Source organism: Streptomyces sp. NPDC050548, assembly GCF_044457385.1.
Classification (GTDB): domain Bacteria; phylum Actinomycetota; class Actinomycetes; order Streptomycetales; family Streptomycetaceae; genus Streptomyces.
In genome coordinates this window covers 25,527-46,663 of the sequence record NZ_JBITGV010000013.1, presented here as the reverse complement: position 1 = coordinate 46,663, position 21,137 = coordinate 25,527, and the positions used below count along the sequence as shown (strand labels likewise).

Sequence of the window (21,137 nt, the reverse complement as noted above, 5' to 3'; positions counted from 1 at the left end):
GGTCATTCGTCGAATACCAGGCGTTGGTCAGGAGGGGCGAACGGCTGTCAGCTGAGGTGGCGGCGGTGCATCTGGCTACGGAGTGCGGAGCGCCTTCCCTTTGCTTACGCGGCTGACGGTTTGTCGAATCTGTTATTGCTTCGGGGCGCAAGTGTGGTGGATCTCCGGGCGGTATGCAGCACCAATCGGCTACGGGAGGAGCGGAACCTCCGGCGACGGACGTCGCGCAATCGGGGAACAGGGGACTCCACCTCTGCGGCGGTGGTAAATTCGCGCCGATGGATCAATCCGCGGTGGTGCTCGGGGCAGACGTTGGACAACAATCGTCTGCAGAAACGCCGGTTTGGCTAACCGGCGATGTGCGGCTATGTTCCCCTCGCTCACGACGAGATCGCCGGAGCGCGGCTCCCGCAGGGCGATGAGATTCGTCGGATGCGTCGACGATTGCACACATGCCTGATGTGTCAAATGTCGTGCCGTTCACGCTTTTCCGATGACGCACCATGTGGAGTGCGTCGCGATCCTTGAACCGGTCGCCAAGCTGTCCTGACCTGCGGTTTTGTGCGTGCGCATCATGTGCGGTGTGGGCGTTACGGGCGATATCTTGACGCTGAAATGACGCTCGTGACGCTCGTCCTGATGGGGTGTCAGTCGCGCAGCATCCCTGGTCAGGCGATGTGGTGTGCAGTCTGGCTGAGGGATGTCGCTGAGGATTTCGTGATGTCAGAGGTGGTGCTCAGCCATGTGTGCAGAATGCCCAACAGGTTCTTCGTCTGCTGGTGGTATAGGCCGCACCCCCCCCCGTGACCTGGGGAAACGCTGACCCGTGGGAGGGATGGGCGGTCTCTGGCCCGTACCTGGTCCGGATCTTGGTCGGAGTCGGCCGCCGACGGGGTGGGACGTGGGCTGTGTGAGCTGACTCGGGGTCTCCCAAGCTGGAGGGGGGCGAGATATTCTTGAAGTTGTCTACCTGGGGGCGCTGACCTGCGGTGATGCGCCGACTTCCGCCTCTGCGCTGCGCAGACGAGTCTTTCGGTGTCGTTCAGGATCGTCTCGCGTTACGCAGTCGATTCTCTCCACGTGCTCCTCGGTGCCGTCCGAACTCCCCAGATTCTCCCCGTGGGAGACCCTGCTTATGAGCGCGCGCGGCGCGGTGCCCATGCAGGTCCGACAGCTACTGGTGGTTACGACGCGTGAGCCCCGCCGCTCCTGATGGGGGCGGCGGGGCTCACGGCCGGTGGCTCAGTGCAACGCGGCGACCTCGCTCGCCGACAGTGTCCGCGGATAGACGTGGACGTCCGCCACGGAGCCGGGGAACGCCAGGTACGGGGCTGTGGCGGAGGCGCTGTTGACGCAACCGCCGACGGTCAATGGCATCGAAGAGTCGTACTGGGGGCTGAGGTTGGTGGCTGTCCCCACCAGCGTGCCGTTCTGGTAGAGGGCCATGTTGCCGGTGTTGGAGCTTCCGGCGACCGGTGCGCGGAACGCGGCGACGAGGTGGGTCCAGGTGCCGATCGGTGCGGAGTTGTTGTCTCCCTCCGCGGTGGGGAAGTCGGCGTTCTCGTCGTTGGTGGTGGTCGTCTGGAACATCCAGGCGCTGCTTGCCTTGTCGTACGAGAGGTAGAAAGCCTGGTGTTGAGTGGTGCCCTGGCAGACGGCGGTCGTGCCGAGGGCTGAGTTGATCTTCACCCAGGTGGAGACGGTGTAGTCGCCGAGTGTGTTCACGGCGCTCTGTTTGCTCTTGAGGAAGCCGGTGCTGCCGTCGAAGGCGACGCTGCCGGCCGCCCCGCTCGGTGCGTCGGTGCCGAAGGTGGCGCTGCCGGAGGCCGTGAACGGGTTGAGGGTGGCCGTGTCACTGCCGTTGGCGGCGAGCTTCCACTCGTCCTCGGGCATGCCGTTCTCCCAGCCTGTCGGCACGATCACGCTGGTGGCACTCGCCTGACTGGGCGGCATCGCGTACGGGTAGACGTGGACGTCTGCCACGGAGCCGGGGAAGGCCGAGTACGGCGTGGTCGCGTCGACGCTGTTGACGCAGCCGCCGATGGTCAGGGGCATGGAGGAGTCGTACTGCGGGGTGAGGTTGGCGGCCGTGCCCATCAGGCTGCCGTTCTGATAGATCGACATCACTCCTGTGTTGGAGTCGCCGTCGACTGGCGCGGTGTAGGTGACCAGGAGGTGTGCCCAGGTGCCCACGGCGCCGGTGTTGGTGTCGCCTTCCGCGGTGGGGAAGTCGGCGCTGTCGTCGTTGGTGGTGGTGGTCTGGAACATCCAGCCCTTGTTGCCGCTGTCGTAGCCGACGTAGAACGATTGATGCTGGCTCGTGCCCTGGCAGATGGCGGTGGCGCTGGTTGCCGAGTTGATCTTCACCCAGGCGGAGATGGTGTAGTCGCCGAGGGTGTTGACGGCGGTGTGGTCGCTCTCCAGGAAGCCGGTGCTGCCGTCGAAGGACGCCGAGCCTGATCCTGCGTTGACCGCATCGGGGCCGTCGGAGCCGAGCGTCGCGCCGCCGACGGCGGTGAACGGGTTGTCTCCCTGGCTGTCGGTGCCGTCCGTGTCCAGTTGCCACTCGTCCTCGGGAGTGTCGCTGCCTGTGGCGAGCGGGACGACCAGGTTCGGCGTGAAGCTGCCGCTGTCGGTGACGCTGATGTACAGGGCTGCCAGGTCTGTGTAGTAGGCGTTGGCCGGGTTGCCGTTGGACAGGTCGGCTGCTTTGACGGTCGAGGAGGTGGCGGTGCCGTCCGTGGAGACCGCCGAGGCGAAGTCGATGACCTGGCCCGGGTTGTTGAGCAGGTCTGTGTTCACCTGCTCGCGTGCGGCCTCCTGGGTTGCCGTGCCCGGGTGGGTGGCGGTGAAGGGTGGGATGGTGGCGAGGTAGACGGTGATGTTTGAGTTCTGGGTGATGGGGTTGCCTGAGGCGTCGTAGGACTGACTGTCGTCCGTGTAGTACGAGCTCAACTGGCTGTTGAGCGAGGCGAGTTCGTTCTCCACGTTCGTGGCGCAACTGTTGGCGTCGCCGGTGCAGTTGAGCAGGTCGGTGGCACCGGTGGAGACGAGGACGGTCCGTACGTTGCCCTGGGTCAGTACGTTGCGGTCCAGAGGGTTCAGCGCGTTCCTTGGAGTGGAACTGTTGGTGATCTGCGGCAGCAGGTTGTTGCTCAGGCTGCCGCTGTTGGTGCCCGCGTTGAGCACGCCGTAGTCCACGGAGTTGTCTCCGACGGAGTCGTTGACCAGCGCGTCGGTGAAGGCATCGCTGAGATGGTGTTGGCCGTCGCCGCTCGCAGTGTCGCCGTTGACGCTCTGGTCGCCGTAGAGGACCAGCGAGCCTGTGGGCGCTGTGGTGGGAGTGGTGACGTCGATGCCTGCGAGGTAGGGCAGGCCCGTGTAGGTGGACTGTGTGTAGTTGGTGGCAGCGGTGTCGCCGGTGCGGTTGGCGGCATCGCTGACCCAGACGGGAGTCTGCGCCGCGGCATGACCCGACATCGCGGTCGCTGAGCCGTGCACCTGGAGGCTGACCAGAGCAGTGGACTGCTGTGCGACGGCCAGGGTCACCGGGTCACTGGTGACGTCGCCGCCCGCTGGGATGCTGATGGAGGCGGAGCCGCCGAACTTCAGCGGCGTCGGGGCCGCAGCTGCGCCGGCCCCTCCCGCGGTGGTGTCCTGGAGGGCGACGGAGGCAGCGTCGAAGGTCACCGGGGTGGTGCCCATGGCGTTGGACAGGTGGATGCGTACCCCATTGCCGTCATCGGTACCGACGCTGATGTGCGCAGGGATGCGGAGCGTCTGCCCATTGGCTGTCGCGGTGCCACCGTTGGAGAGCTGCACCTTGGCGGTGTCCTGGACCGAGGACCAGGTACCGACCCAGTGCTGGGCACTTGATCCGCTCCCGGTGACCGCCATGGGCCGTACACCCACTCCGAGGACGTGCAGGCTGGGCTGACCGGTCTGGACGCCGTTCGTGAACAGGGGCAGGGAGATGCTGTTGATGACCGAGCCGGGGCACTGCAGGGGGACGCTGATCGCGTAGATCTTCGGGCCGGAACTCGGGCTGTTCTGGGTGTTGTTGCTGTGGTTCTCGTGGATCAGGGTGATCGAGGCCGCGGAGGCCGGGCCGGAGAGCCAGTCGGGCACGGTGTCCAGTTGGTACACCTGGTCGGCAGGGTCGCCGTTCGGGTCAAGGCAGTTGTTCTTGGCGTAGGTGACGGTGCCGAAGGCGCCCTTGGCAGCTCCGCCGGTGGCGAAGGCGAGGAAGACCAGAGCGTCGCCGGTGTTCACCACGCCACTGCCCGGCAGGGTGACGGTCTGGCCGGAGGCGAGCATGTTGTCGTACGTGCCGGTGCCGAACTTCGGCAGCGTGACGGTCGCGCCGTCCACGGTCACCGTCTTGCTGCTCTGCCAGCCCGAAGTGCTGGTCAGATCGGCCGAGTTGATGCTGTCGCCGGAGCCGTCGGCGTCGGCCGCACTGGTCGTGGTGGTGAAGGTGCTGGTGGCAGTGTTGTTCAGGCAGCTGCCGGTGGCGTTGATCGCGCAGGTCAGCGCCGGTGCGAGACGCAATACGTCAATACCGGCCTGATAGCCGGCCGAGCTGGGATTCTTACCGGTCAGAGTGAGGGTCAGAGTGTGCACCCCCTGTCTCAGAGTGAGCAGTTGGCCGCTCGCGTCCTTGGGGATGCCCAGGTTGAGGAACTGAGTGGTGGTGTACGAGTTGTAGGCGTCGAATCCGCTGATCAACGTGGACTGGGTGCTTGTGCCCGCGTCCAGGACCAGACGATAGATGCCGTAGTCCTTGGCCTTGGTGAGGTTGGCGCCGAATCCCCAGGGACCTGCCTTGGGGATGTCGAAGCTGAAGGTGGCGCTGTCTCCACTGATGACCTTCGACGTCGTGCTCTTGTCGCCGAGCATGGCCTGGTACCCGTCGGCGAACTCGTAGCCGCTGTGGGCGGGTTGGCTGACCACTTGGCCGCCGGTGCTGGTGGTTGTGGCCTTTGGCACGACGCTGGTGGTGCTGTCCGTGTTGGTCGCGGTCCAGCCGCTGATCATCTTGTCGCCGTAGGCGTATGTCGGAGTGCTGGTTCCGGCGTAGAAGGCGTAGGCAGTCTGGGAGATGGACGTCGATCCGGCCTGGTCCACCGCCTTGGCGTAGAGGGTGTGCGGTCCGGACACGCCCGGGGCGAATGCGGGGGAGGCGCTGCCGTTGATCGCCGAGGTGCCGGTGCCGGGTCCGTTGTCGGCCGTGGCGTAGTAAATGTGGCCCTGTGCGATCTTGGTGCCCGCTACTAGGTGGGTGACTCCGCTGCTGGTGTACACCGTGCTGCTGAGCGTGGCGTCCAGGGCGAATAGGTATCCGGTCACGTTGTTGGTGTGGTTGTTGCTCAGGACGAACGTGCCAGAGTCGCCGTATGCCGCGCCGATCTGCTTGGCGGGGAACTGACTGGAGGTCACCGTGGGCGCGGGCGGCGCGCTGGTATCTACCGTGAAGGTTTGGGTCTTGGTCCAGATCCCGGAGCCGGTGCCGGCCCAGTAGCCCGCCGCGTTCTGTGCCGTGGCCTTCCAGGTGTACGTGCCGTCCGGCAGGCTCGGTGTCGTCCAGTCGCTGCCGTTGGTGTTGTAGCGTGCGCGCTTCTTGGAGTCCAGGTTGGGGCCGTAGCCCTGGTGGATCATGGTGCCCGAGGAGTTGAAGACCTGGTAGTCGACGCGTAGCAGTTCGCTGCCGCCTGCCAGGTCGGGGTCGACCGCGCGTGCGGACAGCGTCGGGGTGTGCGTGGTGGTCATCGTCTTGCCCGAGCTCACGATGGACGGCTTGATCGCGGGCGTTCCCGTGCCGTTCTTGAGCTTGGGGCGGTAGCTGTAGGTGACCGACATGGTGGCCCCGCCGCCGTAGGCGAGCTGCTTCCACTGGGAGGCGTCATCCATGTTGGGCGACTGGACCATCAGCGTCATGCTGCTCCAGCCGCCGGCCGCCGCGCTCTGTGCCCGGGAGGTCACGTCGAACTCCAACGACGGTGGACTGACCCAGGAGTTGGAGCCGTCGGTTACCGGGCAGGTGCCGGCCTCGTGGCTCTTGGGGTTGGTGCCGAGCGCACCGGTGCGTCCTCCGGGCTCGTGGCCCCAGTACAGCGAGGACGACCCCCAGCCGACGGGGCGGTCGGTGCCGTAGACGGCGGCCGGGGTGTCCGAACAGGAAGCGGCGGAGAGCTGCTTCACGTACAGGGAGGCGTGGCTGACCACGGCGCCTTTGATGCCGCCCGTGTTGATCTGGTAGTACGTGCGGGCGCGTTCGCCGTTGCCTGGGGTGCTGTTGTCCCATCCCTCGCGGGCGTTGGTCGCACCTGTGGTGGACGTCGAGTTATAGACGTTCCACCCGTTGTCGGAGATCCGGGCCCAGTCGAGTTGGGAGGGCCTGCCGCTCCACTCTGGGTCCACATAGACCGGATAGGTGGTGGTCTGGGCGGTGAGCAAGGACCGGTCCAGGCCCAGTAGTTGCTTGCCGCTCTTGAGGGTTACATGGACCTGGGCACGGTGTTTGCCGACCTTGGCTGCCGCGGTGTGCTCGGCGCGGGCGGCCGAGACGGTCGCCGTCCGGGTGAGGGGGGCGCTGCTGGGCTTCTGGCCGGTGCTGTCCCACATCAGTGCGGTGTCGCTGTGGAACAGCGTCTTGCCGGTGTGCTTGTCGGTGGCCTGAGCACCGCCGTTGGACGTGGCAGTCAGCTTGAGGTTGGTCGACGCGGTGTTGAGGGCGAGGCTCCGCAGACGCGGGTCGGCGGCGGCCTTGGCGGTCTTGACCACCAGGATCGAGGAGTAACCGGAGGCGTCGGCGGTCAGTTGGAGGTCGACTCCGGGCAACACCTCGGGGTACGTGGCGGTGTCCTTGGCGACCACCGGCTTGGGCAGTGTACCCGGCCAGGAGAAGCCCAGCTTGTCGGCCCCGCTGCGCATCGTGACCAGAGCGCCGGAGCCACCGTCGGAGAAGGCCACCTGTGTGACGGCGGCCTTCGGGGCCCAGGTCCCGTCTGCCCGTTGTACCAGGGTCGTGTTGATGGGGACCCATTTGCCCTGCTGCTGTACGCGTTGCGGCATCGAGGAGTCGGTCCAGGTGAAGGTCCCGTCCGGGTTGGCCACCACCTCCGTGCTCGTGTCGGTGAGCTGGTCGACGGTCACCGGCTCGCCCGTTGCTTTCGCCTGCGCGGACGCCGACTCCGTGGGGTTGAGACGCCTGGCGGCGGTCGGGGAATCGTTGCTCTGTGGTGTGGTCGGTGTGCTGGGCAGAGCGTGCGCGGGTGCGGTGGCCGCAAGTGAACTCGCCGCCAGGGCGGCGACGATGGCGGTCGCGATCGGTTTTGACGCGGGGCGTCTGGACGCGCGCATGGCTGTGCGAGAGGAGGACATCGAGGTTGTGGTCCTTCGCGGGGTCAGGCGGTTCCCCCCGTGGGCCCCGCGCCGTGTGCATTCTGTGTGGCTGGCGTGAGCCCGGTCCATCGTCAATTGGTCGACATGTGCCCACGTGTAGTCCGTTTTTGACGCATACAGGTCAAAATGCGTTCGAGTCTGTGCGCTTCCTTTGCTTTTCCTCGGAAAACGCTTTGCTTTCAGGTCGGCCGCTGGCTCTAGCGTGATCCTCTGCGGGGGGCTTGACCGACGTGTGCCTCCGTTCTGACGTTCTCTCAAACTGCCCTGGTCGAGGGGGACTTGAGCAGTTTGGGATCGGGAGGGGACGCACAGCATGGCGCGGATTTCGGGGTGGAGACGCGGGCGGGCGGCGTGGGGTGCCCGGAGGGTTCGGCGTACGGCGGCAGTGATGGTCGGCGCCTTGGTGGTGGGTCTGCTGCCCGCCGGTGTGGCCACAGCGGCCTCAGCGACGCAGCGGCATGTGTCGATTCCCGCCGCTCCGCACAACAAGCGGGTCCCCCTGACCCACTCCAGGCCCAAGTGGGGCTCCGCGTCCAAGAGTTTCAAACACTTCGATCCCAGCGGCCATGCGAAGCTCCCCGCGCCGGGCAGCGCGGTAGTCACCCTGCCGGTCGCCACCGCCTCGACACGGCTAAGTGCGAAGGCGACCGAGGTACGGGCCAAGGGCACTCCCGTCCTGCTGGGTGCCGTCGCAGGAGCAGGGGCCAAGGCGACTTCCGTCACCGGTTCGCAGCGCGTGCGGGTGAGCGTATTGGATCAGAAGGCCACGCAGGCGGCCGGCGTCCACGGAGTGCTCTTCACTCTCCAACGCACCAGCCCAGCTGGGGGAAAGGTCGCCCTGCGGGTCGACGACTCCTCGTTCCGCAACGCCTTCGGCGGTGACTTCGCCTCGCGTCTGCACCTGGTCCAACTGCCCGCCTGCGCCCTGACCACGCCGACATTGTCCAAGTGCCAGACCCAGAGTGCCGTGCGCACCGCCCCCGGAACCCCATTGTCCGCACAGGTCACCATGCGAGCCCCGAGTACCGCGACCGCCCATGCCGTCGGGTCCGCCCGCTCGGCGACGGCGTCCTCCGGCGCGCTGGTGGTCATGGCGGCGACCTCGGGCACCTCTGGCTCGTCGGGTGACTACTCGGCGACAAGCCTGTCACCGGGCGGATCCTGGTCGAACTCGGGGAACACGGGCGCGTTCACCTACAGCTACCCGATCTCGGTGCCGCCGGCGATCGGCGGCACGGTCCCGAACGTCGATCTCTCCTACAACTCCGCCAGCCAGGACGCGCGCACCGCGGGGACCAACAACCAGTCCTCGTGGCTGGGCGACGGCTGGACCTCGGCGGAGAACTACGTCGAGCGCACGTACAAGTCATGCAAGGACGACTCGTCGTCGGGGGCCCCGGACAACGACGGCGACCAGTGCTGGGCTGGGCAGATCCTCACACTCTCCCTGAACGGCACGTCCACGCAGATCGTCTACGACGACTCGACGAAGACGTTCCACTCTACGGACGACAGCTCCACCATCAAGATCGAGAATCTGACCGGCGCCACGAACGGCACGGCGAACGGGGAGTACTTCAAGGTCACCGAGGGAGGAGTGCAGTACTTCTTCGGCCGCAACCGCCTGCCGGGCTGGACCAGCGGCAAGGACGAGACGAAGTCCGTGTGGACCGAACCGGTCTACCACGCACACAGCGGAGTCTCCGACTGCCCGGACAGCACCGACTTCGCCGCCACCTCCTGCACACTCGGCTACCGCTTCAACCTCGACTACGTCGTCGACACCCACAGCAATGCCACCGCCTGGTACTACGCGCCGGAAACGGGCTACTACGGCGCGGACATGAAGAACACCGCGGTGCCGTACACCCGCGGCGGAACTCTGTCCCGGGTCGACTACGGGATGACCGCCTCGACGATCTACTCGGGTACCGCGCCGGAGCAGATCCTCTTCGACACGACCGCCGAACGCTGCATCGCCGGCACACCGTCCGGCAACACCTGCGCCGACAGCCAGTTCACGGCCGCCAACGCCGCGTACTGGCCGGACGTGCCGATCGACCTCAACTGCGCCAAGGACAGCAGCTGCACCAACCACGGCACGAGCTTCTGGTCCCGCAAGCGCCTGACGTCGATCACCACCCAGATCCAGACGGGCGGCGCGACCCAGCAGGTCGACAGGTACACCTTCACCCAGTCCTTCCCCGACGGCGGCGACCACGCCCCCACTCTGTGGCTGGACTCCATCAAACACACCGGCCTGGACACCCTCGGCGGCGCGACGGGCAGCACGTCCACCCCGGCGGTGAGCTTCGACCCGCCGCTGCAACTGGCCAACCGGGTCGGCACGATCCCGCAGATGCCGTTGATGTACCACGACCGGATCCAGACGGTCACCAGCGAGTCCGGCGCGCAGACGACGGTCACCTACGACCGCCCCGACTGCTCCAAGGCACCGGCGAGCGACCCCGACGACCCGACCGACGCGGCAGCGAAGACCTTCGCCTCCACCAATACGCTGTCCTGTTTCCCGGTGTATTGGACCCCCGACGGGCAGCCCGCACCGTGGATGGACTGGTTCTACAAGTACAAGGTGACATCGGTCCTCACCGAGGACCCGAACAACTCCTACCAGGACGGCACCCAACCCAAGCTGGAGACGGACTACACCTACAAGGGCAACCCCGGCTGGCACTACGACGACAACGAGACCGTCAAGGCCAAGAACCGCACCTGGGGCCAGTTCCGGGGCTACCCGGAAGTCGACGTCACCACCGGCGACCCCACCGTCTTCCACAACACGAATGGCGCCGCGGTCCACGACCAGAAGACGCTCACGAAGACCTACTACTTCCTGGGCATGAACGGCGACACCCTGCCCGGCGGAAAGACCCGCTCGGTTCCGGCACTGACCAGCCAGGACGGCGCCACCTCCGTAGCCGATGACAACGCCCTGGCGGGGCAGACCTTCGAGACCGACACCTACACCGGTGCCACGGGCAGCCTGGACAAGGCCGTGGTCACCGTGCCCACGGTCATCGGTCCCACGGCCAGTCGGAGCCGCAGCGGCCTGCCGGACCTGACGGCGCAGATGGCCCGCCCCGCCAAGACGCTGACCCGTCAGGCCGTGTCCTACGGCTGGCGCAAGACCGAGACCGACACGTTCTACAACACGGCCCTGGGCAAGTCGACCACGGGCATGGCCGTACAGGTCGACGACCGCGGTGAGACCACAGCCAGTGGCAACGTCGCCAAATGCACCTACAACCGCTACCTCACGGGCAGCGTCGCCACCTTGGTGGTGGCCGCCGAGACCATCACCACCGCCCAGGATTGCTCGACCGCGGGCGCCACCCCCAGCGGCACTCTGATCTCCGACACCCGCACGTCCTACGACACCAACGGCTTCGCCTACGACGGCGACGGGCAGACAAACCCCTCCCTGCCCACCACCGGTGACGCCACCCTCGTCCAGACGGCGTCCGCCGCCAGCGGCGCCACCGCCACCGCTTTCGTCGACCAGACCGCCACCAAGTACGACTCCTACGGCCGCGCGACCAAGGCCACCCGGACCCCCAACTCCACCTCACCGGACGGCAAGAGCCTCGCCCAGAGCGTCTTCACCTCCTACACCCCCGCGAGCGGCGAACTGCCCACCGGCAGCACGACCATCACCCAGGTCACGCCCGGCGTGGACTGCTCCACGGTCACCGTCTCGTCCAAGGACTGCCAGCTGGCGACCAACACCCTGGATCCGGCCCGGGGCCTGCCCATAGCCAAGACGGACGTGGCCGGCAAACTCACCTCACTCACGTACGACGCGTTCGGCCGCTTGACCGGCGTGTGGCTGCCCAACGAGATCAAGGCCAACAGCGCGCCGGCGAACACGACCTACACGTACAGCATCTCCCAGTCGACACCGTCGATCGTCACCTCCAACAGCCTGCTCGACAGCGGGAGTTATCAGACCAGCGAGACGCTGTACGACGCGATGCTGCGACCTCTGCAGGTCCAGAAGACCGCGGAGAACTCCAGCACCGCGGTCACGGACACCCAGTACGACTCCCACGGCTGGACGGTCGCCACCAACAACAACTACAGCGTCTCGGGCAGCCCCCGCAGCAGCCTGATCCCCGTGTCCCAGGTCTCCATCCCCGACACCACCGTCACCGACTACGACGGACAGGGCCGGGCCGACCTGGTCACCGAGGAACACGACGGGCTCATGACCTGGACCACGACCACCGCCTACACCGGGGACAGGACCGTTGTTCTGCCGCCGAAGGGCGGAGTGGCCTCCACCAAGGTCGTCGACGCACGCGGCCAGACCACCGAACTCGACCAGTACACCGCACTCCCCACCATGTCCGGAACCGCGGCTGCCGGCTTCACCGCCACCGGCGGCACCACCTCCGCCACCACCTACACCTACGCAGCGGCGGGCCAGCAGCACCAAATCACAGGCCCCGACAAGTCGGTGTGGACATTCGACTACGACCTGCTGGGCCGCAAAGAGCACCAGACAGACCCGGACACGGGCAGTAGCAGCTACCACTACGACGACGCCGGCAACCTGCTCTCCACCACCGACGCCAAACAGGTCGAACTCGACTACACCTACGACCTCCTGGGCCGCAAGCTCACCGCCACCGACAAGGCCAAGTCCAACTTCCAGTTCGCGTCCTGGACCTACGACACCCTGCGCATCGGCCTGCCGACCTCCTCCACTCGCTACGTCCAGGGCACCACCGGCGGTTACACCATCGCCGCTACCGGCTACACCACACTCGGCAGGTCGACCGGCACCAAGATCACCCTGCCGGCGTCCGAGACACCGCTGCCCTCGACCTACACCACGACCTACACCTACACGACCCGTGACCAGCTGCTCGCCACCCAGACCGACCCGCGCACCCAGGGCCTCACCAGCGAACTCATCACCTACGACCGCGACGCACTGGGCAATCCGACCGCTTCCGGCAGCAGCGCCTTCGCCTACGTCAGCGGGACGGTGTACACAGACTTCGGCCAGCTCTCCCGAGTCACCATGGGGGCCTCGACCAACCCGGCAACGGCCACCTACGACTACGACGACCAGACTCTCCGGCTGACGGATCGCGTGATCAGCCGGACCCAGGCACCCGGCCCGACGGTCGACGACACCAAATACTCATACGACGCGTCCGGCAATCCCACCAGCACCATCGACCAGCAGTCGGAGACCGGAAACACCGTCACCGATCAGCAGTGCTACACCTATGACGCCCTGGACCGGCTCACCGACGCCTGGACCGCCAACGACAACTGCAACGCCAGGCCACCGACCAGCAGCACCCTCACCACCGCGCCGGGCTCCTACTGGCAGTCCTTCGGCTACTACGCCATCGGCAACCGCCGCCAGAGCATCGACCACGCCATCGGGACCACAGGCAGCACCGTCACCACCACCTACGCCGACGGCTGCACCGCCAACTGCAACTCCACCGGTGCCCAGCCCCACACCCTGACCGCCACGACCGGCGGCACGAACCCGACGGCGTTCGGCTACGACGAAGACGGCAACCTGCACACCCGCACGCCCACCACCGGACCCGGCCAGACCCTGACCTGGGACGACGAGGGCCACCTGGCCCAGGTGGACACCACGGGCTCCAGCCCCACGTCCACCAAGTATCTCTACGACGCCGACGGCAACCAGCTCATCCGCCGTGACCCCGGCCAGACCACGCTCTTTGTCGGCGACACAGAGATCGTCGTCAACACCAGCGTCACTCCCAACACCCTGCTCGGCGCCGTCCGCACCTACAGCCACGGGGGTGCAGGTACCCCCGTGGCCATGCGCTCCAGCCTCACAGGCGGCGGAGTGAAGTACCTCTTCAACGACGCCCACGGCACGTCGACCCTGGCGATGGACACCACCACCCAACAGGTCGCCCGCCAGCAGTACACGCCCTACGGCCAGCCACGGAGCAGCGCCAACACCGTTACCTGGCCCGACCCCACCCACTCCTACCTCGGCAAACCGCAGGACACCACTACCGGTTACACCGACGTCGGCGCCCGCAAGTACGACCCCGGCCTCGGAAGCTTCATCAGCGCCGACCCCGTCTTCGAAGCCACCAGCCCACAGCAGATGGGCGGTTACACCTACGCGGCCGACAATCCTGTCACCGGCAGCGACCCGACCGGGCTCATGCTGCAATGGACCGAGGGCGGCGGAGACGGCACAAAATCCGCGGAGATTCTCGACGGCTCGCCGAGCACTGACAGCAACACCAATAAGGGTGGGAGCTGGTTCGGTGGCGTGGTCAGCACCGTGGTCGACCAAGCCAAGAAGACCGTCGTCGGACTGGTCGAGTCCCCCTACACCCAGTACGAAGCAGACAAGCAGTGCCTTACCAGCGGCGCCAACTGCACAACCCTGCTTTCTCAGATCAACCCCGGTTTCGGTCTCGTTAATGCGGTAGTGGGACGCGGATCTGAGATCTATGGCGATTTCGCCCACGGCAGAAGCGCCGAAGGCACCGGAAAGCTGGTATTCGATGCATTCCTGCTTTTCGCCACGAGGGGCGCTGGCGAAGAGGTCGAAGCAGAAGCGAGCGAAGCCAGAATCGCGAGCGAGGCTTGCAGCTTCGCGCCTGCCACTCCGGTTCTCCTAACCAACGGGAAAACCAAGCCCATCGGGGCCATCAAGCCCGGTGACAAGGTCGAAGCCGCAGACCCCAAGAGCGGAAAGCATCAAGGCGCCCGCACCGTCCAACACGTGTGGATCAACCATGACAACGACCTCCTCGACCTGAAGATCCGCACCAAGCACGGACACACCGCCACTCTCCACACCACCGCCAACCACCCCTTCTGGAACGACACCACCCACACCTGGGTAGCCGCAGGCAAACTCCACCGAGGTGACGCCCTCAACACCGTCACCAACGGCCGTGCCTACGTCGTTGCTGCTCAGCCCACACCTGGCTCGGCGAGACGGTGGAACCTTACTGTCCAGGAACTGCACACGTACTATGTGATGGCGGGGGCCACGCCGGTCCTGGTCCACAATACGTGTGGACCTAAAACCACGTATCGGAGTGATACGCGTGGCCCGGATGAGATCTTCAAGAATGGGTTCGAGCCGCGTGGATCAAATATGGACCTAATGGAGCACGCTTCTGGTTGGTCGACAGATTCCGGTTATGTGGCGACGACTAAACACGAGAGCATAGCCATCGGGCGCGGCGGAAACGTCTATCACGTAGACGGGGTCGAGGGCCTCGATGTGAATGGCGAGTGGCCAGACAATCCATTTGCCGACGAACAGGAAATTGCTGTTCCGGGTCGCATTGATCCGAGCCGTATCATCGGCGTGCGGTTGCGTGATGGGACTTGGATGGACAATCCCAACTATGTTCCTCTGGGGAAGTGATGGATGTACTGAACCTCACCGCTGCCAGCGACGATGGCCGTCGCGAGGAGATTGACCTCGAAGTCGATGACTCAGGCACGCCGAGCATCAAGCTAGTCCGCGCCAATAGGATGACTAGCGTCCATCAAGGCGGAGATCTCTTCGAGTGCCTCAAGGTTTTGCGCCGTCACCTTGAGGCGGAAGGTCTCCTCGTTTGCTGTCAAGGATCACGACCGACGGTATTTCCATCGGGGATGGGACGTCAGATGTCAAACGGGAGGCTTGCTTATCCGTTGCGGCGCGATCCGCCTCTGACCGACGCGGATCTTGTGGACATATTCGCGCCAGCTAAACTTTCCGAGGTGGGTACGGTCGAAGATCAACGTCGAGCTGTAATGGAGTTCTTCGGGTTCTCAAATAAGTAGCTTGGCGGTCCCACCGGATTTGTTTCCGGTGGGACCGCTGTGGCGTGCTGAGGGGGTCTGACGGCAGTAGCTGACGGCAACGTCAGTGGACGGGTGCTGCACAAGCGGTCGAGTCGTCGCCGTCGTCTGGCTCGGTGGTGGGCTCCTGCGGAGCCTGGAGGCTGTGGCTGAGGAGGTCGATGGCTTGGCGCTGGAGGCGGAGGCGGACGTGTGCGTAGACCGTCGCGGTGACACCGATGTGGGCGTGGCCGAGGAGTTCCTTGATGACGACGAGTTCGACGCCCTGTTCCAGGAGGAGCGTCGCCGTTGAGTGGCGGAGGTCGTGGAACCGGATTGGCCGTAGGCGGGCGTCGCGAAGCAGGGCGTTGAAGTGGCGGGTGAGGGTGGCGGGTTCGATCGGATGACCGTCGGACCGGGTGAAGACGTGGCCGCCGCCCTGCCAGTCCGAGCCCGCCTCCTCCTTCTCCTCTGCCTGATCCTGGCGGTGCGCACGGAGCGAGGTGACGCAGGAGAGCGGCAGCGCGATGCGCCGTTCGGAGCTGATGGTCTTGGTCGGCAGGGTGGCCAGACCGCCGGTACGGGTGCGTTGAAGGGTGCGGCGGATGGTGGCGGTGCCGGCGTCGAGGTCGAGGTCTTCCCAACGCAGGCCGAGCAGTTCGCCCTTGCGTAGGCCAGTGCGCAGGGCGAGTTCGAACAGGGCGACGTGCCGGTGGCCTTGGGCGGCGGTGAGGAAGCGTCGGGCTTCGTCGGCGGTGAGGGGGTTGAACCGGCGGGGGCGGGGTGTTCCGGTGCGGACGTTGCGGGCGACGTTGCGGGGTATCTCCTCCTCGCGCACGGCGTGCTCCAGGGCAGATTTGAGCACGGAGTGGATGTAGATGAGCGTGAGTGGGGAGAGGCGCTTGCGGCAGCACTGGCCGATCGCGCAGCAGCGCGGACGGCGGCTGGCCTGGGCCTGCGGGTCGCGTCCCGTGTCGATGCCACGTGCGCAGCACTGGCAGACGGTCCGCAGGGCGTTCAGCCAGGTGCGCACGTCCTTGGCGGTGAGCTTGGCAAGCTTCTTCCGGCCGAGGCCGGGGATGAGGTACTGGTCTACGACGGCGGTGTAGCGGGTGTGGGTGGTCTCGCGGAGGTGGTAGACGGCGACGTTCTCCAGCCAGTACGTCAGGTACGCGGCCACGCTACCTTGAGCGGAAGGGACGGGGAGGCCGCGGTTGCTGGCGGCGATCTTCTCGGTGAGCTTGGCCAGAGCTTCCTTGCGGGTGGTGCCGTAGACACGGATGCGCTTGCGGGTGTTGCCGGGGGCGAGGACGTATCCGGCGGCTTCCCAGCGGCCGTCCTTGCGCTGGTAGACGGTCCCGTCGCCGTTTGCGCGCACACGGCGGGAGGCGGGGGTGTCGCGGGACATGGTCATCAGGCAGCGTCCTGTTCGAGGCGGGTGCGGATGAAGTCGGTCAGGGCGTGGGCGGGGATGCGGCGGGCGCGGCCGAGAGTGATCGAGGCGAGCTGCCGGGTGCGGAGGAGGTCGTAGACGGCTGAGCGGCCGAGCTGCAGGCGGGCCATGACCTGTGGCACCGTCAGCAGTTCCTCCGGCGCCCCCTCGGAGGCCGTGGTCATCAGCAGCCCCCTTCTGCCGCGAACTGCCGTTCCAGTTCTCTGCGGTGCCAGACGGCGGCGGCGAGGAGGGCGCCACCGGGGCTGTAACCCGATCCCTGGTAGGCCCAGTGGCAGACGACGAGCGTGGTGGCCGGGTCGTAATCGGGCAGGCCGGTGTGGGCGCGGGCCTGTTCGGTGCGCCAGGTGCGGCGGCCGGCGCGCAGCGCGCCGAGGGTGGTGGAGTAGCGGCGGGACTTGGTGGAGAAGTGGCCCCGGAAGCCGAGCATGTGCGCCCACTTCCAGAGCTTCAGGCCGGCGAACTCCGGCAGTCTTCCCAGTTCCCAGCAGGTGCGGATCATCTGCCGGAGATGGCGGGCGACGGCGAGCCGGGGCAGGGGCCGGGCCTGTCCGGTTCCATCGCATGCGGTGCAGGGGAGCGGGGTCCCCCGGGGCAGGAGGGTGGCGCCGCGTCCCTGGCAGGGGCGGCAGAACAGGGCGCGGTCGAGGGTGCCGGAGGCGTCGGCGGACTTGGTGGCGTACTTGGCCACGTAGGCGGCGACCGCCTGATCAGTCAGCTCCGTGTCGGTGCCGAAGACGGCGATCTCGCGCACGTCGAGCTGTTCGCCCCAGACGAGTTCGCGTTCCCCGACCGCGCTCGACTCGACCGTGATGCGGACCCGTGCGGCGGCGGCCCTGATGGCGTCCGCGAGTACGGCGACGGTGGCGCACGAAGGTGGGGGCTGGGTGCTGCCGTCCGGGCCGTCGAGCCGGATCACCGCGTGGAAGTGGACCAGGCCCCGCTTCTGGTACTCGGCGACCTTCGCGAAGGACACGCGTAGGACAGAGTGGGCGGCCTTCTGCGTCATGTCGAGCCGGGCGGCGATCTCACGGCGCAGGTAGGTGGTGAAGCGGGCCCACAGTGTGGAGGCGTGGGCGTTGAACAGGACTGCGCCCGCGTAGTCGTAGGTTGCCGGGTTCAGTGGCGTGCCGAGCAGGGCGTCCGTGGGTTCATGGAGGTTGCGGCAGTGGCAGGGCCGGGTCTCGCCGCCGGGGGTGGTGGGGCGGTTGTGGACGGGGCCGAAGGAGGGCGCGGTGAGGGTGGCGAAGACGCGGGGGTGGGTGCGGACGGTGTCGGGGACGTTCTTGCCGCCGGACAGGCCGGCGCGGATGAGGTGGTAAGTGTCGGCGGCGTAGAGGCGGGAGCAGGCCGGGCAGCGGGAGGCGCGGCGGTTGCCGCACGTGGTGAGCAGGCTGCCGGTGGGTTCGTCGGAGGCGGTGTAGGAGCGCAGCACCTCACCGGTTGTGGTGTCGACGGCGGCGGTGTGGCCGGTCAGGCGGACGGGTTCGGTGCAGCCGCCGAGGTGTTCGATCTGCTGCTGTGCGCGGTCGAAGTCGGGGTGGTTGACGAGGTGGAGCAGATCCCGCACGGCGGGGCTTGCCACGTGGCGCAGGTCCAGGGTGACCATTCGGGGCGTGTCCCTTCTGTTCGGGGTGGCGGCCCCGAACAGCAACCAGCCAGTCAGGGAGGTGTGTTGGTGCTGCTCGGGGCATGACGAACCAGGCCCATGGGCGGGCGTGGTGTAACGAGGGGTTTCGGGCAGCGAGGGCTGGGACTCAGAGCTGAGCGAGCGCTGCGGTGGCCACCGGAAGGGCGACGCCCATGCGCGTCCCCAGGTGAGCGGCGGTGATCGGTGTCCCGTGCTCGGCACGGTGGGTGTCCGCGATGCGCCGGGCCGCGTCCAACAGGGCGGCCGGCAGGGTCGGGCCAGCGGCGGGCTGGGCCACTTTGGCGACAGCGGCGGCCGGCGCCGGGGCGATCTGCGGCTCCTCGGCCGGGGAGGTGGCGACGACCGGGCCGGGCGTCGGGGGCTCGGATGCGGGTGCTTCGTCGGGAACCGGTTCAGAGATGGGGGCGGTGGCCTCCACTGGCGGGACAGGGCGGGTGAGGGTGTGGAACTGGGCGAGGAAGGCGGGGCCGACGTGGCCCCAGCCGAGCAGCAGGAGCGGGGCGACGGTGTCCAGGCAGGCGCGGCCGTAGCGTCCGGTCAGCAGGGGCTCGGCGGTGTTCAGGGCGAGGGTGAGCAGTCCGCACAGGTGCAGCAGCTTGGTACCGGCCCGCAACTCCGCCTTGGACACGCCGCGCAGGGCCAGGAACCGCAGGGCGACCAGGAGTCCGACGACGGACAGGTCCACCATGGGAGCGATCAGCGGCGCGATCGGGTGCGGAACACCGAGGCGCAGGGCGAGTGCCCAGACGTTGCCGAAGGAGAAGACGAAGGCCAGGGCCGCGATGACCGCCATGACCACGGTCACGGTGCGCCGGGTGAAACGTTCCTCCGTCATGACCTCAACCTCCTCTCGGATACGGGGTGTTCGGGACTACTTGGTGAGCGGAACAGGGGTGTCGTCGGGTGCCGTACGGCCAGCGGTGTCGAGGAGGGCGTCCAGGAGGAAGGCGGGATCGGCGGTCAGGTGCGAGGTGTCCTCGGCGATGCGGGCGGCGTCGGCGTCGGAGACGTAGGGGGTGCGGATGCGGGTGTAACCGGGGCGGCCCTGCATCGCCATCACCGCGACGCCGACGTAGACGGGGTCCTGCAAGGTGACCGGGCTGGCGTCGGGCCAGTTGCGGATGTCGTCACCGAGTGCGGCCACCGCGGCTTCCACGGTCTTCTGCGCGAAGGACAGCCCGATCGGGCACACGTCGCGGATGAAGGTCGGAATCGCGTCGCCGGTGGTCTTCTGGCTGATCAGGATCACCAGGATCCCGACGCTGCGACCCTTCTTGACCAGGTCCTCCACCAGGCGGGCGTTCTCCGCCGTCAGCGCGGCCAAACGTCTCGTCTCGGCGTCGCTGCCCTTGTACTCGCGGAAGAACGTGTGTGCCTCGTCGATGATCAGGACCGTGAGCGGCCACTGCGGCGAGGGGCCGACGTGCCACATGTTCTTCACGCCCAGCACGTCACGGATCACCGAGGACCGCTGCCGACGCAGCTCCACCAGCCGCTTGAACAGCGCGTTCGCTTCGTCCAGGTCGTCACCACAGAACGTGAACATCCGCTTGACCAGGTCCGCGTAGTCGCCCTCCGAGGCCCGCGACACCTTCCCGTCCGCAGTCGCGATCTGTACGGCAGCCGACGGGGCGAAGTCGCAGACGAACTTGTTGATCCCCGAGGTCTTGCCCGCGCCGGGGACGCCGGCCACGGTCACCCCGGGCACGTTGGCCAGGGACACGCACACCGGGGCGACGTACTCGTCCACACCCAGCTCCCAGCGCGTCAGGTCTGTGGGAGGGCGGCCGGTGGGCCGGTGCTCAGTCGGCGTGGTCAACGGGTCGGAGCGCACGCCCTGGATCACCACCTTGCCAGGCCCGTCCGGCAGCACGGACACACGCGTGCAGCGCCAGGCGTCGGCCAGGAAGCGTGCCGCCTTCTGGTACTCCTCCAGCCCGACCTGCGGCAGCGTGCGCGCCCGGACGATCACGCCGAACCGGTCCGCCTTCACCTTGATCCGGGGAGTCAGCACGCGCGGCGGTGGCGTGCTGCCCTTCTGCGCGGTGATCTGCGCGAGCAGTCCCGGCGTCTTGTCGGTGACTGTCAGCCCGGCCATCCGAGCGAGCCGCACCCAGCCCCAGCGCACCCGGACGGCCTGCCGCATGCTGACCCGCGTGCCCCGGTCGGCCCGCGCATAGCGCACCACCGTCACCACCAGCCACACACCGACCAGCACGACCACGGCCAACAAGGTGTCCGGCGCGTATCCCGTCACGGCCTCCACGTCAGGCCCCCTCTTCGCGTATCAGGCGGAGCATGTGGCCCAGGTCCAGGCGGCCCGCCTGCTCCGGGCTCAGGCTGAGCAGATCGAGCACCGAGGCCGAGGCGGCGAACGTGGCCTTGCCCTCGGTCCCCGGCAGAGGCCGGAGCGGGTACAACTCCCGCTCCGGCACGGAGTTTTCGAAGCGGTTCACTGAGCCGCCTCCACCGTCACCAGCTCCAGACGGGCGGCCCGGTAGGCGACACCGTCGGAGAGCTGACCGTTGAAGATCCGCGCCCACGGGGTCGCGAACAGCTCTACCGGGCGCACCATCGCCCCAGGCTTGAGCCCGGCCGCCAGGCCCGTCTCCGGAACCGTGATCTTCAGGACCTCGGCCCGGCCGTCCTCCATGAGCATCACGGTCACCGTGTACAGCGACGCTCCGGTCTCCCGGTCGGTGGCGACCTCCCCGGTCTGCTGGTCCTTGATCTTCAGTACCGGCTCGGTGCCCGCGATGCACACCGCCGACGGCAGCAGAGCAACACGGATTCGAGACATGGCCATGC

Annotated in this window: 9 protein-coding genes; 1 reads left to right on the top strand and 8 read right to left on the bottom strand. The window is 67.2% G+C overall.

What is annotated here, in order from left to right:
- Positions 1-1,242: 1,242 nt before the first annotated feature.
- Entirely contained in the window at positions 1,243-7,383 is a 6,141-nt protein-coding gene (locus ACIBJH_RS31245; RefSeq protein ID WP_399120233.1) for a LamG-like jellyroll fold domain-containing protein, read from the bottom strand.
- Positions 7,384-7,792: 409 nt separating this feature from the next.
- Between ACIBJH_RS31245 and ACIBJH_RS31240 the strand changes: the two genes are divergently transcribed.
- Entirely contained in the window at positions 7,793-14,824 is a 7,032-nt protein-coding gene (locus tag ACIBJH_RS31240; RefSeq protein WP_399120232.1) for a polymorphic toxin-type HINT domain-containing protein, read from the top strand.
- A gap of 486 nt (positions 14,825-15,310) precedes the next feature.
- Here the strand turns inward: ACIBJH_RS31240 and ACIBJH_RS31235 are convergent, their stop codons facing one another.
- The 7 genes from ACIBJH_RS31235 to ACIBJH_RS31205 form a co-directional block, all read right to left on the bottom strand.
- Positions 15,311-16,639, bottom strand: a complete 1,329-nt coding sequence (locus ACIBJH_RS31235) for a tyrosine-type recombinase/integrase (RefSeq protein WP_399120231.1) — start codon at positions 16,637-16,639, stop codon at positions 15,311-15,313.
- Positions 16,639-16,842 (bottom strand): helix-turn-helix domain-containing protein, encoded by a 204-nt coding sequence (locus ACIBJH_RS31230; protein ID WP_399120230.1) that lies wholly within the window; start codon positions 16,840-16,842, stop codon positions 16,639-16,641. The genes ACIBJH_RS31235 and ACIBJH_RS31230 overlap by 1 nt, the downstream gene beginning before the upstream one ends.
- A complete protein-coding gene (locus tag ACIBJH_RS31225; RefSeq protein WP_399120228.1) occupies positions 16,842-18,287 on the bottom strand; it encodes a replication initiator in 1,446 nt (481 codons plus the stop codon). Before ACIBJH_RS31225 ends, ACIBJH_RS31230 begins: the two co-directional genes overlap by 1 nt.
- A 148-nt stretch (positions 18,288-18,435) precedes the next feature.
- Positions 18,436-19,164: a DUF2637 domain-containing protein gene (locus tag ACIBJH_RS31220; protein ID WP_399120227.1), complete on the bottom strand. Its 729-nt coding sequence runs from the start codon at positions 19,162-19,164 to the stop codon at positions 18,436-18,438.
- A 36-nt stretch (positions 19,165-19,200) separates the two neighbouring features.
- Positions 19,201-20,595 (bottom strand): cell division protein FtsK, encoded by a 1,395-nt coding sequence (locus tag ACIBJH_RS31215; protein WP_399120226.1) that lies wholly within the window; start codon positions 20,593-20,595, stop codon positions 19,201-19,203.
- Position 20,596: 1 nt separating this feature from the next.
- Entirely contained in the window at positions 20,597-20,785 is a 189-nt protein-coding gene (locus tag ACIBJH_RS31210) for a hypothetical protein (protein ID WP_399120225.1), read from the bottom strand.
- Positions 20,782-21,135, bottom strand: coding sequence for a hypothetical protein (locus tag ACIBJH_RS31205; RefSeq protein WP_155059895.1), 354 nt, complete (start codon positions 21,133-21,135; stop codon positions 20,782-20,784). Before ACIBJH_RS31205 ends, ACIBJH_RS31210 begins: the two co-directional genes overlap by 4 nt.
- Positions 21,136-21,137: the final 2 nt, after the last annotated feature.

What these genes read in the sequence shown, in the direction of transcription:
- ACIBJH_RS31245 (WP_399120233.1), bottom strand. Translation starts at nt 7,383, where the DNA reads ATGTCCTCCTCTCGCACAGCCATGCGCGCGTCCAGACGCCCCGCGTCA.
- ACIBJH_RS31240 (WP_399120232.1), top strand. Translation starts at nt 7,793, where the DNA reads ATGGTCGGCGCCTTGGTGGTGGGTCTGCTGCCCGCCGGTGTGGCCACA.
- ACIBJH_RS31235 (WP_399120231.1), bottom strand. Translation starts at nt 16,639, where the DNA reads ATGACCATGTCCCGCGACACCCCCGCCTCCCGCCGTGTGCGCGCAAAC.
- ACIBJH_RS31230 (WP_399120230.1), bottom strand. Translation starts at nt 16,842, where the DNA reads ATGACCACGGCCTCCGAGGGGGCGCCGGAGGAACTGCTGACGGTGCCA.
- ACIBJH_RS31225 (WP_399120228.1), bottom strand. Translation starts at nt 18,287, where the DNA reads ATGGTCACCCTGGACCTGCGCCACGTGGCAAGCCCCGCCGTGCGGGAT.
- ACIBJH_RS31220 (WP_399120227.1), bottom strand. Translation starts at nt 19,164, where the DNA reads ATGACGGAGGAACGTTTCACCCGGCGCACCGTGACCGTGGTCATGGCG.
- ACIBJH_RS31205 (WP_155059895.1), bottom strand. Translation starts at nt 21,135, where the DNA reads ATGGCCATGTCTCGAATCCGTGTTGCTCTGCTGCCGTCGGCGGTGTGC.